The sequence below is a fragment of the Citrobacter sp. RHBSTW-00671 genome (assembly GCF_014103415.1).
Lineage (GTDB): Bacteria > Pseudomonadota > Gammaproteobacteria > Enterobacterales > Enterobacteriaceae > Citrobacter.
The window spans coordinates 2,051,435-2,065,815 of record NZ_JABXPR010000001.1; the positions used below are offsets into that span (position 1 = coordinate 2,051,435).

Annotated in this window: 10 protein-coding genes, 6 tRNA genes and 1 pseudogene; 7 read left to right on the forward strand and 10 right to left on the reverse strand. The window is 46.3% G+C overall.

The annotated features are described in order from the left end of the window. The first annotated feature begins 11 nt into the window (after positions 1-11). Positions 12-3,653 (forward strand): type VI secretion protein IcmF/TssM N-terminal domain-containing protein, encoded by a 3,642-nt coding sequence (locus HV261_RS09690; protein ID WP_202038146.1) that lies wholly within the window; start codon positions 12-14, stop codon positions 3,651-3,653. A 306-nt stretch (positions 3,654-3,959) separates the two neighbouring features. After that, positions 3,960-4,330: pseudogene (locus HV261_RS09695) on the forward strand (hypothetical protein); the annotation flags it as partial. 173 nt (positions 4,331-4,503) lie between these two features. On the opposite strand, the gene HV261_RS09700 reads toward HV261_RS09695, so the two are convergent. The 4 genes from HV261_RS09700 to HV261_RS09715 all read right to left on the reverse strand — a co-directional run bounded on the left by HV261_RS09700 (position 4,504) and on the right by HV261_RS09715 (position 4,903). Next, positions 4,504-4,579, reverse strand: a tRNA-Lys gene (locus HV261_RS09700). 4 nt (positions 4,580-4,583) lie between these two features. Next, a tRNA-Val gene (locus tag HV261_RS09705) sits at positions 4,584-4,659 on the reverse strand. Between the two features lie 46 nt (positions 4,660-4,705). Further along, positions 4,706-4,781 (reverse strand) — tRNA-Val (locus HV261_RS09710). Between the two features lie 46 nt (positions 4,782-4,827). After that, positions 4,828-4,903, reverse strand: a tRNA-Val gene (locus HV261_RS09715). Positions 4,904-5,161: 258 nt separating this feature from the next. On the opposite strand from HV261_RS09715, the gene gltX reads away from it, so the two are divergent. Continuing rightward, on the forward strand, positions 5,162-6,577 hold the full coding sequence (gltX, locus tag HV261_RS09720) for a glutamate--tRNA ligase (RefSeq protein ID WP_202038147.1): 1,416 nt from the start codon (positions 5,162-5,164) through the stop codon (positions 6,575-6,577). Between the two features lie 56 nt (positions 6,578-6,633). On the opposite strand, the gene HV261_RS09725 is transcribed toward gltX, so the two are convergent. Together HV261_RS09725 and HV261_RS09730 are read right to left on the reverse strand one after the other, a co-directional pair. Next, the gene (locus HV261_RS09725; RefSeq protein ID WP_005130008.1) at positions 6,634-7,026 is read right to left on the reverse strand and encodes a MerR family transcriptional regulator; all 393 of its coding nucleotides are present in this window, start codon (positions 7,024-7,026) and stop codon (positions 6,634-6,636) included. Between the two features lies 1 nt (position 7,027). Continuing rightward, complete coding sequence (locus tag HV261_RS09730) at positions 7,028-7,390, reverse strand: YfeC-like transcriptional regulator (RefSeq protein WP_003028277.1); 363 nt, start codon at positions 7,388-7,390, stop codon at positions 7,028-7,030. Positions 7,391-7,611: 221 nt separating this feature from the next. Between HV261_RS09730 and HV261_RS09735 the strand changes: the two genes are divergently transcribed. Together HV261_RS09735 and HV261_RS09740 are read left to right on the forward strand one after the other, a co-directional pair. Further along, a tRNA-Ala gene (locus HV261_RS09735) sits at positions 7,612-7,687 on the forward strand. A gap of 38 nt (positions 7,688-7,725) precedes the next feature. Next, positions 7,726-7,801 (forward strand) — tRNA-Ala (locus HV261_RS09740). A gap of 150 nt (positions 7,802-7,951) precedes the next feature. Here the strand turns inward: HV261_RS09740 and nupC are convergent. Further along, positions 7,952-9,154 carry a nucleoside permease NupC gene (gene nupC / locus HV261_RS09745; protein WP_048210997.1) on the reverse strand — a complete coding sequence of 401 codons (1,203 nt, stop codon included), beginning with the start codon at positions 9,152-9,154 and terminating at the stop codon, positions 7,952-7,954. Between the two features lie 273 nt (positions 9,155-9,427). Between nupC and HV261_RS27935 the strand changes: the two genes are divergently transcribed. Together HV261_RS27935 and HV261_RS09750 are read left to right on the forward strand one after the other, a co-directional pair. Then, positions 9,428-9,502 (forward strand): hypothetical protein, encoded by a 75-nt coding sequence (locus HV261_RS27935; protein WP_418219455.1) that lies wholly within the window; start codon positions 9,428-9,430, stop codon positions 9,500-9,502. After that, positions 9,499-10,737, forward strand: coding sequence for an Nramp family divalent metal transporter (locus HV261_RS09750; RefSeq protein ID WP_202038148.1), 1,239 nt, complete (start codon positions 9,499-9,501; stop codon positions 10,735-10,737). Before HV261_RS27935 ends, HV261_RS09750 begins: the two co-directional genes overlap by 4 nt. Before the next feature lie 51 nt (positions 10,738-10,788). On the opposite strand, the gene HV261_RS09755 is transcribed toward HV261_RS09750, so the two are convergent. From HV261_RS09755 to HV261_RS09765, 3 genes are all read right to left on the reverse strand, one after another. Further along, positions 10,789-11,781 carry an ABC transporter permease gene (locus HV261_RS09755; protein WP_202038149.1) on the reverse strand — a complete coding sequence of 331 codons (993 nt, stop codon included), beginning with the start codon at positions 11,779-11,781 and terminating at the stop codon, positions 10,789-10,791. A gap of 13 nt (positions 11,782-11,794) precedes the next feature. After that, positions 11,795-13,321 carry a sugar ABC transporter ATP-binding protein gene (locus tag HV261_RS09760; protein ID WP_202038150.1) on the reverse strand — a complete coding sequence of 509 codons (1,527 nt, stop codon included), beginning with the start codon at positions 13,319-13,321 and terminating at the stop codon, positions 11,795-11,797. 76 nt (positions 13,322-13,397) lie between these two features. After that, complete coding sequence (locus tag HV261_RS09765; RefSeq protein WP_202038151.1) at positions 13,398-14,360, reverse strand: sugar ABC transporter substrate-binding protein; 963 nt, start codon at positions 14,358-14,360, stop codon at positions 13,398-13,400. Between the last annotated feature and the right edge of the window lie 21 nt (positions 14,361-14,381).

The window sequence follows — 14,381 nt, forward strand, 5'->3', positions numbered from 1 at the left end:
TAGAGGGATATATGCTTAGTAAATTATCTAAAATAATGCTTTTTTTACTTTGTATTACAGTTGCTTTCATTCTATGCTGGCTAGTTGTTGCATGGAACTCGTGGCCGCTTTGGTCATTTCCTGTCCTTTTACTAGGTGTGATTGCCGCTTTTTATATATGTAAGTTTGTTGTTTATAAGGCTTACGCATTCGGTATTCATCAGCGTATGAAACATAATTTATTAAACAAAGATAAGGAAAATACTTCTGCGTTAGATGGTAACTGGTTGGAAGGTATAAAACTGCTCCGGCATTCTCGTTTAAATCGGCTTGGTTCTCCATTATATGCTTTACCTTGGTTCTTAGTTGTGGGAGATGAAGAGAAAGACAAAAATGTTTTACTTAATAATTCTGGACTCCATTCCACCCTGGCATCAAGCCTCAGAAGGCACACAGATCGCTCGTCGGAAAAACTGAAATGGTGGTTTTTTGAAAGAAGTATTTTTTTAGAGCCATCTGGCGATCTTTTTTCAGATACAAGTACTGATTTACAATGGAAAAGGTTATTACATTGGTTGTTTAGATCTCGTCGTCGTGAGCCGTTGAATGGTGTAATCTTAGTCTTAAATATAGAAACATTGTTATCAAAAAATAAAAATGATCTTCAAGATTTAGGTTTTCACTATCGACATTATCTGGATGATTTAGAAAATATTTATTCTACGCGTGTGCCTGTATATCTTATTTTGACAGGATGTCATAATATCGAAGGATTTAACGATTGGCTTCAGATATTTAGCGCGCAGCAGTGTGAACAACCATTAGGCTTGATATCTGAATCGGGCCAGGACGGGGACGGCATTGGGCATTTTTTAGAAAATGTTTTTTCAGCTATTCATCATAGACTATCTGAATTACGAATGATTGGCGCTGCCAATAATACTAAAAAAAACAATGTTTTGTTATTCCCTCAGCGTATAGCATCGTTAAAAACGCCATTGGAATCGATGCTGGTTCCTGCCTTTGATGAAAAAACGTATAGTAATTCTCCATTATTGAAAGGTCTTTTTTTTGTTGGCGAAAATACCAGTAATGAACGCAGTGAATGTCTTTTTAGTAAACAGTTATTAGGGAACGTATTAGCAGATTATCGCTATGACTATCAGCCGATAACGAGATTCAGTAATTGGCGTCGTTTTTTAACGCATACGGCGGTTGTCGGATGGTTAACTTTATGTGTCGGTGCTTGTGCATGGCTATTTTTTGCTAATCACTATGTTGAGCAACTACTATCTGAAATTACTAATGCAAAACCCGAAAACAAAACTCAGTTAGTCAGTCGAGATTTATACTATTATGGAATTAAATTAGAGACAGTCGAAAATAAACGAGACGATAATTTTTTATTCATCTTGCCATTTCGTTATAAAGTTAATGATGCGTTAGCTGTGCAGTGGAAAGATTATGTCAGTAAATATTCTACTCAGATTAAGAGTGGTGTTCTTAGCGGGTTTATTAGAGACAAATTACCTGCAGCATTGCTCAGTGATAATGATACTATTATTTCTGCCTATGTGCAGCATCTGGTAAGAAGTATTAATCTACTCAATGCGCGTTTGGCAGGACGGTCTCTGCAGGACCTTCCTGTGCCAGGCAGAGAAATGGCAACAATTTCTCAGTTCTTTTCACCTCAGGATAGTATTACTTTATCATCCAGTAGCTATATTGGTGAGGGGTACCGCGATTACCTAACACACCAAACAGATATTCAGGCACTGAAATCTGAACGACGTCAGCTCTTAGATTTGCTCAAATCAATGGGACTCGGCGATCGATCGCTATCCTGGGTAATAGCCTTTGCAAATTCCCAGGGAAATATTCCCGCTATACGTTTTGATGACTTTTGGTATGATCCTGAATATGCACAAATGCAGATAGCGCCTGCTTATACTGTTAAAGGTCTGGAAACAATCAGAGCATTCATAGATGAGCTAAAAACAGCAACGCCTGAAAAATCTCGATGGAAACTCTTGTATGAACCATTCTTCGAACAATATCATAAAGATACCCAACGAGTTTGGTTTAATTTCATTCATGCTGTCTTACAAAGCTCTAGCGATCGACCAAAGGTTTATGCTGATTGGAAGGATACACTGTATTCTTTGAATACAGATAAAGACCCATTCCATAAAATGCTGAAATATAGTGCAGAAAGGTTTAAAGCTATTCCTGTTAAAATGAGAAATCCTTCATCATCTCTGGCTATACGTCTATATGATCAATTCTCCTTGTCAGATCATTTGGCGGCGATGCCGAAAGCTGATGTGGTAAACAATCTTGAAACAATTAATATTGTTATTGGCGATAAACTTAAAGAGATAGTCACTGGAAAAAATATATTACCGGATAATGATGGTCTATCTTCAGGTATGACCGAAGCTCAGATATTCAACCAATTTTATTTAACGTTAGATTCAATTGTGTCTGAATTGAGGCAAAACGATGAAAAAGCAAAAGTAATGATTTATAACTCTTGGGAGTATAATCGTTCTCCTGATGCCAAAGCTTCACTTTTTTTACAAGCTGATAATTTGCGGAATACAGTAAAAACGCTAATTAATTATTCAGACCCTGAATCTGACACCATTTGGAAGTTAGCAACGGGCGGACTTGATTTTGCATTAGATTATTCTGTCATAACTATGGCTTGTGATTTTCAGAAACAATGGGATAACCGGTTGTTGAGTAGTATAAAGGGCGTAAATAACCCCGCAACGTTAAGTGATATTTTGTTTGGTGACAATGGTAAATTTAAGGATTTTATGTCTGGGGATATAAATAATTATATTCAAAATGTTGATGGCTACTATTCACCTAGAGTTATCATGAATAAGGCAATACCATTTAATGAAGATTTTTATAGTTATATTAATAAGGTTCAATATACTGATGCTTTTATAAAAAATGAAAAACAAAAGGTTCTGGTTTCAGCGTCGACTCAGGCCTTGGATAAACAAAATCTTGAAAATAATAAAGCATTACTTCAAGCGGAAATAGAGAGTTTGCAGCAGCAGTTGCAAAAACTTCAGAATTTTGATGCTACCATTAACTTGAATATAAAACCTGTTCAGGTAAATAATGCAGCGAGAGAAATTCCGCTTTTCACTCGTCTGACGATGCAGTGTAGTAAAGAAAAAAATGTTCTTGAAAATTATAATTTCCCAAATGGTGCCCAGTTCCATTGGGAGGCAGGTAGCTGTCTGGGTACAACACTTGAGATCGTTTTTAATAATTATTCTTTAGTTAAGCGGTGGCCTGGAGCAAATGGTTTTATCGACTTTTTGAAAGATTTTCGTGGCGGAGTGAGACAGTTTAGTGTTGCGGATTTTCCCCGCCAACGTAATAATATGTTAGTTGACAATATTAACAAAATATCATTGTCAATTAGTCAGGATGGTGAAAAAGATATACTCGGTTATTATGAGAAATTCACCGATATTACTAACAAGTTGGACGCGGCAAATAGTCAATTTGAAAATGTAAGTGTTCGGCTTTCACAATTTGAGGTGAAGAACCTTAATCAAAAACTAATAGATACAGTAAAAGGTACAGAAATGCAGCAGCGATTAACTGAGGTTTTACCTCCATCGTCTATAGCACAGTGTTGGAAATAGTTGGCACAGTGTATGGCGAGGTCAATATCTTCCTTTATTTTCGCAGATCGCATTAGAGCCTATCGGTGAGTCAATTCGGTTCACGAGACTTAGGGCTGAACGGATATTTAGGTGAGACATAGAGTACCGGGCGAGTGTGTCGCCGGCACTCTATGTTCCGGGCGGCGTTGTCGGATGCGGTGGGGCAGGTTAGGGAACGAGTATCCTCCCGACCACGCCACTTCTGGCAGAAAAATAATGTGAATTAAAACCAGTTTAGCGCACCTCATCGATACCGATTTGCTATCGTTTGTCGGGATAAACGGTGCGGAAGTGGGCTTTATCCTCACTATCCCGTTCTTCCTCAAACGCTTTGGCATCAAAACGGTGATGCTGATGAGTGTGAGTTTGATTTCTTCAACATCTCAGGGGCGGCATTTGTGGAGCAGGAGGTCAGTTCTAATATACGTGCCAGTGCACACGGGCTGTTTATGGCGATGGTAAATGGTGTTGGTGCATGGGTAGGTTCGATTTTAAGCGGCATGGCCGTTGATTATTTCTCTATTGATGGCGTAAAAAACTGGCAAACTATCCGGCTGGTATTTGCTGCTTGTGTACGATCAACAACAGGCGATGCCCGCGCTGGAGAAACTGGTGGCGGCATTGATAGTATGATATTGGTGCCGGATGGCGACTGACGTCTTATCCGGCCTACGCGTGCAGTGTTGTCTGTGCCGGATGGCGACTAACGTCTTATCCGGCCTACGCGTGTAGTGTTGTCTGTAGTCGGTAGGCCTGATAAGCGTAGCGCATCAGGCAGTTTTATAAATCGCGGATAGCAAAAAGGCGCCTTTAGGGCGCCTTTTTACATTGGTGGGTCGTGCAGGATTCGAACCTGCGACCAATTGATTAAAAGTCAACTGCTCTACCAACTGAGCTAACGACCCGAAGTGGTGGGTGATGACGGGATCGAACCGCCGACCCCCTCCTTGTAAGGGAGGTGCTCTCCCAGCTGAGCTAATCACCCACTTCGGTACTTCATTTTATTGTAAGAAATCCAGCTGGCGAGAAAGTGGTGGGTGATGACGGGATCGAACCGCCGACCCCCTCCTTGTAAGGGAGGTGCTCTCCCAGCTGAGCTAATCACCCACTTCTCAATTTCTTACTTTACACGGCGGAGACTACTTAAAGTAGTTGGTGGGTGATGACGGGTTCGAACCGCCGACCCCCTCCTTGTAAGGGAGGTGCTCTCCCAGCTGAGCTAATCACCCCCGCTGTGTGGAGTCGCATTATAGGGAGAGTTGAAAATGAGTCAACGCATTTTCTAAAGAAATTGTTCGTTCGTCGTAAATTTAAACAAAACGATCGCAAAACAATCCATGCCGCATGATTTGTATACGAAAATGGCAAAGCGTGATGTTCCGACCCGATGAACATTGAGGAATCAGACCACAGTGATAGAATACGAGCCTGATAATCTTCCCTGGATTTGCCGGTTGTCGGCATCTTTATAAACGTAAGGCCATTTCATGAAAATCAAAACTCGCTTCGCGCCAAGCCCGACAGGTTATCTGCACGTCGGCGGTGCGCGTACTGCTCTTTATTCCTGGCTTTTTGCACGTAACCATGGCGGTGAGTTTGTGCTGCGTATTGAAGACACCGATCTCGAACGCTCCACGCCGGAAGCTATTGAAGCCATTATGGATGGCATGAACTGGCTGAATCTGGAGTGGGATGAAGGCCCGTATTTCCAGACTAAACGTTTTGATCGTTATAATGCTGTCATCGATGAGATGCTGGAAGCAGGCACCGCGTATAAATGCTACTGCTCCAAAGAACGCCTGGACGCGCTGCGCGAAGAGCAGATGGCGAATGGCGAGAAACCGCGTTACGACGGTCGCTGCCGCCACGGTCATGAGCATCATGGCGCCGATGAACCTTGCGTGGTACGCTTTGCCAACCCGCAGGACGGGTCCGTTATTTTTGATGACCAGATCCGTGGGCCGATCGAATTCAGCAACCAGGAGCTGGACGATCTGATCATCCGCCGTACCGACGGTTCCCCGACCTACAACTTCTGCGTAGTTGTCGACGACTGGGATATGGAAATCACTCACGTTATTCGTGGTGAAGACCATATCAACAACACCCCGCGTCAGATCAATATCCTGAAAGCGCTGAACGCGCCGGTGCCGGTTTACGCGCACGTGTCGATGATCAACGGCGACGACGGCAAAAAACTCTCTAAACGTCACGGTGCGGTCAGCGTGATGCAGTACCGCGACGACGGCTACCTGCCGGAAGCGTTGCTGAACTATCTGGTACGTCTGGGCTGGTCCAGCGGCGATCAGGAAATCTTCACCCGTGAAGAGATGATCAAACTGTTCTCCCTTGGTGCGGTGAGCAAGTCTGCGAGCGCGTTCAACACTGAAAAACTGCAGTGGCTGAACCATCACTACATTAATGCACTGGCGCCAGAATATGTGGCGACACATCTGCAGTGGCACATTGAGCAGGAAAATATCGATACGCGCGTCGGCCCGCAGTTATCTGAGCTGGTAAAACTGCTGGGTGAACGCTGCAAGACGCTGAAAGAGATGGCGCAGAGCTGCCGCTACTTCTACGAAGACTTTGCTGAGTTCGATGCCGATGCGGCGAAGAAACACCTGCGTCCGGTTGCGCGTCAGCCACTGGAAGTGGTTCGCGACAAACTGGCTGCTATCAGCGAATGGACCGCGGAAAACGTGCACCACGCGATTCAGGTAACCGCTGACGAGCTGGAAGTGGGTATGGGTAAAGTCGGGATGCCGCTGCGCGTAGCCGTAACCGGTGCGGGTCAGTCTCCGGCGTTAGACGTTACGGTACATGCGATTGGTAAGTCTCGCAGCATTGAACGTATTAACAAAGCGCTCGCGTTTATTGCTGAGCGTGAAAGCCAGCAGTAAGACGGGTTAAGAGATGAAAAAACGGCAGGCGCACACCCTGCCGTTTTTTTTGGCATTTATTCAGACTCATCAATGCCCAGACGGGTCAGGAAAGTGCGAATACCTTCGCGCGAAATATACATCGCCAGCTTTTCCTGTTCCGTTGGCGACATGTTATCCAGTGCGCTGATTATCTGACGGCAGGCGTGACTGCGAACCACGTGTGTATACTCGGCAAGCGGTTCTTCTGCCTGATAAAATTCTGGCACCTTGCGAAAAGCTGGAATATTGAGAAGAAACTCTCGGACGCCGGCATCAATATGAATAAGCCTTGCGCGACCACCTTTAACGCCGGGAAACTTTTCGGTTGTCCAGTTTTGCTCTCTGATCCAACGATTGACGGTTTGTTTGGCGACACCGAGACATTCAGCCAGCTCTTCGGTGGTCATTTTACTGCGTAATTTTTTCATATTATTTGTTGTCGCGAATCCCTAAGCGTTGTAACAAACCCGTAATGCCTTCACGCAGGATCAGCGACGTAAACATTTTCTGTTCTGATGGCGTCATTTCTTTGGCGAGTCTTATCAGTAGAGCTTCGATGGAGGTGTCACCGGATAAAGATAAATTATCTGATAAGCCTTCCGCTGAACGCTCGGCGCTGCGAATGTATTCACGAACTTGTTCGGTAACGTGAACCAGACGGGCTTTACCGCCCTGAACGCCGGGTTTGGGTGAGGTAGCCCAACCTTCCTTGCGCACCCATTTATTGATGGTCTGTCGGCTGTATCCGGTCAGATTAGCAAGTTCTTCTGGCGTCATCCGTTCCTTGAACATAACGATTCCCTGAATAGTCGTGGGGTTAATTAGTGGCTCATTTTATAGCACCATTTTAGTAGAAACCGTGACGCGTTTAACTACTGAATGCGAGTTGTTGCGCAATGTTCTTCATTTGCCTGCTTTTTCAGCGATTGAATTCTATGAGTTAATTTTGCCGTTGACACACGCGAAGGGAATTCATATGATGCCGCCCGTCAACTCGACAAGCTTTACGTGACGGGGCTATAGCTCAGCTGGGAGAGCGCTTGCATGGCATGCAAGAGGTCAGCGGTTCGATCCCGCTTAGCTCCACCAAATTTAATCCCAATGAATTTGGTACGTAAAGGCATCGTGGGGCTATAGCTCAGCTGGGAGAGCGCTTGCATGGCATGCAAGAGGTCAGCGGTTCGATCCCGCTTAGCTCCACCAAAATTGAAACCCTCGCTGAAAAGCGGGGGTTTTTCGTTTCTGTATCCTGCCTTTTCTTACCCTGTATCTCTTCGGTTTGCTGAATAGCAGGCATAAAAAAACCGGGGAGAAGAATCTCCCCGGTCTTATCAATACGACGTTGTCTTACGCTTACAGCACCAGTGCGGCGATAGATGCAGACAGTACGCTCACCAGCGTAGAGCCGTATACCAGTTTCAGACCAAAGCGGGAAACCACGTTACCTTGCTCTTCGTTCAGGCCTTTAATTGCACCTGCAATGATACCGATAGAAGAGAAGTTCGCGAAGGAAACCAGGAATACAGAGATAATGCCTTCAGCGCGCGGAGAGAGCGTAGAGGCGATTTTCTGCAGGTCCATCATTGCGACGAATTCGTTGGAAACCAGTTTAGTTGCCATGATACTGCCCACCTGCAGCGCTTCGCTGGACGGCACACCCATCACCCACGCAATCGGGTAGAAGATGTAACCCAGGATGCCCTGGAAGGAGATGCTGTAGCCAAACCAACCGGTAACGGTCGCGAACAGGGCGTTCAGGGCAGCGATCAGCGCGATGAAACCAATCAGCATTGCTGCAACGATAATCGCAACTTTGAAACCTGCCAGAATGTATTCACCCAACATTTCGAAGAAGCTCTGGCCTTCGTGCAGATTGGACATCTGAATATTTTCTTCGCTAGCATCAACGGTATAAGGGTTGATCAGTGACAGAACGATAAAGGTGCTGAACATGTTCAGAACCAGCGCAGCAACAACGTATTTTGGTTCCAGCATCGTCATGTACGCGCCGACGATAGACATGGAAACGGTAGACATCGCCGTTGCTGCCATGGTGTACATGCGGTTGCGCGACATTTTACCGAGGATATCTTTATAGGCGATAAAGTTCTCGGACTGACCCAGAATCAGGGAGCTAACGGCGTTGAAGGATTCCAGTTTGCCCATACCGTTCACTTTGGATAACAGGAAACCAATCGCGCGGATAATAACCGGCAGAACACGGATATGCTGCAAAATACCGATCAGGGCGGAAATGAAGACGATTGGGCAAAGCACTTTCAGGAAGAAGAATGCCAGGCCTTTATCGTTCATGCTACCGAAGACAAAGTTAGTCCCTTCATTAGCGAATCCGAGCAGTTTTTCAAACATTTCGGAGAAGCCTCTTACAAAGCCCAGGCCGACATCAGAGTTCAGGAAGAACCATGCCAGTAACACTTCGATAACAAGCAATTGAATAACATAACGAATGCGGATTTTTTTACGGTCACTGCTTACCAGCAGTGCGAGTACCGCAACCACGGCAAGGGCCAGGACAAAGTGAAGAACGCGGTCCATATTTGCTCCAAATTTGAGGCAGATTTAGTTTTCGTGCACATTCTATGTAACAACAGTAAAGAAAACGAGATCAAACACACACTATAATAAGGACCTGTGACGAGATTCAAAATTAGTGATCGGTGATACACTTCCGTTATGTTTAGTATGGAAGTGAAAAGTTATGTCACTGTGCTAATCTCATAACAATAATCAAACATCTTACCGGCATTTCCAAATTTCTTACCGTTCCATAGACAAACGCTATCAGAGAAATCAACTTCTCCCATCAAAATGAATTTGATAATCATTCTCAATAGGCGTAGCTTGAAACATAGCAAAGGCTATGTTTCTGAGGCACTAAAATGACTAACGATCGCGTTGAGAGTAGCAGTGGACGGGCAGCGCGCAAGTTGAAGCTCGCATTAATGGGACCTGCGTTCATCGCGGCTATCGGATATATCGATCCCGGTAACTTTGCTACGAATATCCAGGCAGGGGCTAGCTTTGGCTACAAACTGCTGTGGGTTGTGGTCTGGGCAAACCTGATGGCGATGCTGATTCAGGTGCTGTCGGCCAAGCTTGGCATTGCCACCGGCAAAAACCTGGCGGAACAGATCCGCGATCACTATCCTCGTCCAGTGGTTTGGTTTTACTGGGTACAGGCCGAAATTATTGCGATGGCGACCGATCTTGCAGAATTTATTGGCGCTGCGATTGGTTTCAAGTTGATCCTCGGCGTGTCATTATTGCAGGGGGCTGTGCTCACCGGTATTGCGACATTTTTAATTCTGATGCTGCAGCGTCGCGGGCAAAAACCCCTGGAAAAAGTGATCGGCGGTTTGTTGTTGTTCGTGGCAGCGGCATATATTGTTGAGCTGATCTTTTCCCAACCAAACCTTGCGCAGCTTAGCAAAGGGATGGTTATACCGAGCCTGCCCAATTCCGAAGCGGTGTTCCTGGCGGCCGGTGTGCTTGGCGCCACCATCATGCCGCACGTCATTTATCTGCACTCCTCCTTAACCCAGCATTTGCACGGTGGTACGCGCCAGCAGCGTTACGCAGCGACGAAATGGGATGTGGCTATTGCCATGACGATTGCCGGATTTGTCAATCTGGCAATGATGGCGACCGCAGCCGCTGCGTTTCACTTTAGCGGGCATACCGGGATCGCAGACCTGGACCAGGCCTATCTGACGCTTGAGCCGCTGCTGAGCCATGCTGCGGCAACCGTGTTTGGTTTAAGCCTGGTGGCGGCAGGGCTTTCCTCTACCGTGGTCGGTACGCTGGCGGGGCAGGTGGTGATGCAAGGATTTATTCGCTTTCACATTCCGCTTTGGGTGCGCCGCACTGTCACCATGATGCCGTCATTTATTGTGATTCTGATGGGATTAGATCCGACGCGTATTCTGGTGATGAGCCAGGTATTACTCAGCTTTGGTATCGCCCTGGCGCTGGTACCGCTACTGATTTTTACCAGCAACAGCCAACTGATGGGGGATTTAGTTAATAGCCGTTGGGTGAAACAGGTTGGCTGGGTGATTGTGGTACTGGTCGTGGCACTGAATATCTGGCTGCTCGTCGGGACCGCGCTCGGATTGTAGCAGGGCTTTCATCTGCTGTGGTTACCCGGTCAAACCGGGTAACCCTCATGATTATTTTTTATTTAAGTGACTACGGTATGTATCAAGTACCACTGCAACGATTATCACGGCTCCTGTGATAAAACGTTTTGTCGGTTCGCTTGCGCCAACTTGCGCCAGTCCCGCCGCTAGAACGGAAATAATCAACGCGCCAAGAAACGTACAGATAATCGAGCCACGTCCTCCCATCAGGCTCGTGCCACCAATCACAACGGCGGCAATCACCTGTAGTTCCATGCCAACGCCGCTATTGGGATCGGCGGCTTCAAGACGGGCAACCTGAAACAGCGACGCCAGACCGGATAATCCCCCCATCAAGGCAAAGACTGCGATCTTATAAGGACCTGGATTTATACCTGATAATCGAACGGCTTCTTCATTGGTGCCAATACCGATCAAATGGCGACCAAATACGGTTCGCGTCAGCACCAGATGCCCGGCAACAATGACAACGATCGCGATAATAAAAGAAGGGGAGACGCCAAAGAGAATGGGGTCGGCTAAATAATCATAAATAGAACCGAGATACGCGGTCCGCGAGTCAGTTAACTGATACGCGGCTCCGCGGGCCATTTCCAGAACGCCCAGTGAGACGATAAACGCCGGAATACGCCAGGCAACGGTAATCAGGCCCGTTAGCGCCCCAACGAATGTGGCGAGCGCTACGCCTGAAAGCGCGGCCAGCCAGGGCGTCCAATGAAAATTTAAATAGGTGACGCTGACGACTGCAGCAGCAAGCGCCAGCAACGATCCAACGGAAAGGTCGATGCCGGCAATGATTAAGATAAATGTCATCCCCACCGACATGACGATTAAATCGGGGATCTGATTCGCAATAGTGCTGAAAGTGTTCATGCTCCAGAAATGAGAACTGAGGCATGAAAATAGGACGATCATTGCGGCTAACGCCCCGAGCAACCCGATATAGCTACTTAGGCCTTTCCATGACGTCGGTATATTTCTTTTCTCTGCTGCCGCTTGTTTTGTCGCAAAATTGTTTTTCATTTTTTATCCCCGGCTACTCGCTGACAGTCTCTTCTGAATGCTGATAGGCCGAAAATGCAGCCGCTAAAATGCGATCCTGGCTCCAGTTATCACGTGTAAATGTGTTCACTAACTTGCCATCGGAAATGACCGCAATACGATCGCAAACCAGCATCAGTTCGCGTAGGTCACTGGAAACGACAACAACGCCTTTTCCCTTCGCCGTTAACGTATTCAGTAATTGATAAATATCTTGCTTGGCACCTACATCAATACCGCGAGTCGGCTCATCAAATAAGACGACTTCACAGTCTCGTTCCAGCCAGCGGCTAATGAGAACTTTCTGCTGATTACCACCTGACAGGCTTTCCACGGCCTGTGAGGTGTTCGTTGTACGAACGCCTAAACTTTTGATGTGCTTATTCGCTAATGTGGTTTCACTCAATGTGTTAACGACCGACAGATGGCTAATTTTGTCGCTGTTGCCCAACGAGATATTTGCGGCCACCGACTGTGGTAGCAGAAGCCCTTCACCTTTACGATCCTCCGTGACTAAGGCAATACCGTGGCGGATAGCCTGTGCAGGCGAACGGATCACCACCGGCTTTAGTGGAGTACCAATCAGTAATGTGCCACTGTCTATTTTGTCCGCGCCAAAAATAGCGCGTAGCAGCTCTGTCCTGCCAGAGCCGACAAGGCCACTGATGCCGAGCACTTCGCCACTGTGCAAGGTAAACGACGTGTCGCGAATGATTTTCCCACGCTTAAAATTTTCCACTTTCAGGATGGGTTGGCCTGCCTGGCGTCCACTTAAATCAAATGAACTTTCTAAATCACGGCCGACCATCAACGAAACAAGTTGATCGCGGGTATAGCGTTTAATATCGTCCACGCAAACCAAATGACCATCACGTAGCACCGCAATGTCATCAGCAATCATCGCAAGCTCATCCAGTCGGTGAGAAATATAAATTATTGAAACGCCCCGGGCTTTGAAGAGCGCGATTTGTTTAAACAGCAGTTCGACCTCACGACTACTGAGCATGGCCGTCGGTTCATCCAGAATCAGTACCCGGCTTTCACCAATCAGGTTTCTGGCGATTTCGATCATCTGTTGGTGACCAATACCCAATTCGCCCACCAGCGTATTTGGATCGACTGATTGCAGCCCAACCATTGCCATCACCGGACGGGCCATTTCTGCTAGCTTTTTTCGATCGATCCAGCCGAATCGATGCGGAAGTTGTTCGAGAAATAAGTTTTCTGCAACCGACAGCGTAGGCAGTAAATTGAGTTCTTGCATAACCATGCGAACACCCAGTTTTTCCGCCTCTTTTCGGCTCGCAGGTGCGTAAGGCTGCCCCTGATAAACCATTTTCCCGGTCGTTGCGTTGGTTAACCCGCCAATAATTTTTGATAACGTACTTTTCCCGGCACCGTTTTCTCCCGTCAGGGCCAGTACTTTTCCTGGATATAATGCTAGCGTCACATCCACCAGAACAGGTTCACTGTAGGTTTTACCTACCCCCTGTATTGTGAGGATTTCTTGCCCACTTTTCATATTCTGGCCTTATCCGGTAAGCCGCTCTGATACTCAATTGATGGCAGTACCACAGCGGCGTACTGTTGTTATCCGCTTATTGTTTAACGATCAGTTTTATTGGCGTTTCTACGTTGCTGGAGAGCTCACTCTGTTTTTTGCCATTTTTTAAGGCATCAAGGGCGGCATCAATACCAAATACCGCTTGTTGAGAAGCAAATTGGTCCGCAGTAGCTAAAACACGACCGTCATTTAACATAGGCTTAATCGCTTCGATATTGTCATAGCCGACAACCAGAACCTGTCCTTTTTTCCCGGCAGAGCGGATGGCGGAAACGGCACCTAATGCCATATTATCGTTATCGGCTAACAGTGCTTTGATATCAGGGTACTCACTTAACATTGCCGCCGCGACCGCATTGGCGTTGTTAATTTCCCATTGGCCAGATTGAACAGAGACGACTTTCATACCGCCCTGCGCCATTGCATTTTGGAAGCCCAGAGTACGTTGCTGAGAGTTGCTGGAGGTAGGGATGCCTTCAATAATACCAACCTGATCGCCGGCCTTAAGATGCTTCGCTAAATAATCGCCAATTTCTTTTGCACCTTTTTGGTTATCCGGGCCAACAAAAGGAATATTCAGGCTTTTATCTTTAAGTACACCGTCATCAAATTTGTTATCAATGTTGATGACAATAATACCTGCATCAATTGCCTTCTTAATGACCGGTACAAGGGCTTTCGAGTCTGATGGCGCAATGATAATCGCATCGGCTTTCGAGACAATCATTTGTTCAACGATCTGGATTTGATTTGCCGTATCCGTTTCGTTTTTGATGCCGTTAGAAATCAAATCAAACTTGTCGGCATTTTTTTTCTGATACTCTTTTGCTCCGGTTTCCATGGTCAGGAAAAACTCATTTGCCAGTGACTTCATCACCAGCGCGACTTTAGGTTTATGCGTCTGAGTATCGGCGGCATAAGTGGGGGCGGTGAAAGTGGCGGAAAGCGCTAAACCGACTGTGGCACCGATAACACGATAAAACATTTTATTTTTCATGAAATTATCCTATAGGTGTAG

Coding starts and splice junctions, on each gene's coding strand:
- HV261_RS09765 (WP_202038151.1), bottom strand. CDS start 14,360: ATGAAAAATAAAATGTTTTATCGTGTTATCGGTGCCACAGTCGGTTTA.
- gltX (WP_202038147.1), top strand. CDS start 5,162: ATGAAAATCAAAACTCGCTTCGCGCCAAGCCCGACAGGTTATCTGCAC.
- HV261_RS09755 (WP_202038149.1), bottom strand. CDS start 11,781: ATGAAAAACAATTTTGCGACAAAACAAGCGGCAGCAGAGAAAAGAAAT.
- HV261_RS09690 (WP_202038146.1), top strand. CDS start 12: ATGCTTAGTAAATTATCTAAAATAATGCTTTTTTTACTTTGTATTACA.
- HV261_RS09730 (WP_003028277.1), bottom strand. CDS start 7,390: ATGTTCAAGGAACGGATGACGCCAGAAGAACTTGCTAATCTGACCGGA.
- HV261_RS09725 (WP_005130008.1), bottom strand. CDS start 7,026: ATGAAAAAATTACGCAGTAAAATGACCACCGAAGAGCTGGCTGAATGT.
- HV261_RS09760 (WP_202038150.1), bottom strand. CDS start 13,321: ATGAAAAGTGGGCAAGAAATCCTCACAATACAGGGGGTAGGTAAAACC.
- nupC (WP_048210997.1), bottom strand. CDS start 9,154: ATGGACCGCGTTCTTCACTTTGTCCTGGCCCTTGCCGTGGTTGCGGTA.
- HV261_RS09750 (WP_202038148.1), top strand. CDS start 9,499: ATGACTAACGATCGCGTTGAGAGTAGCAGTGGACGGGCAGCGCGCAAG.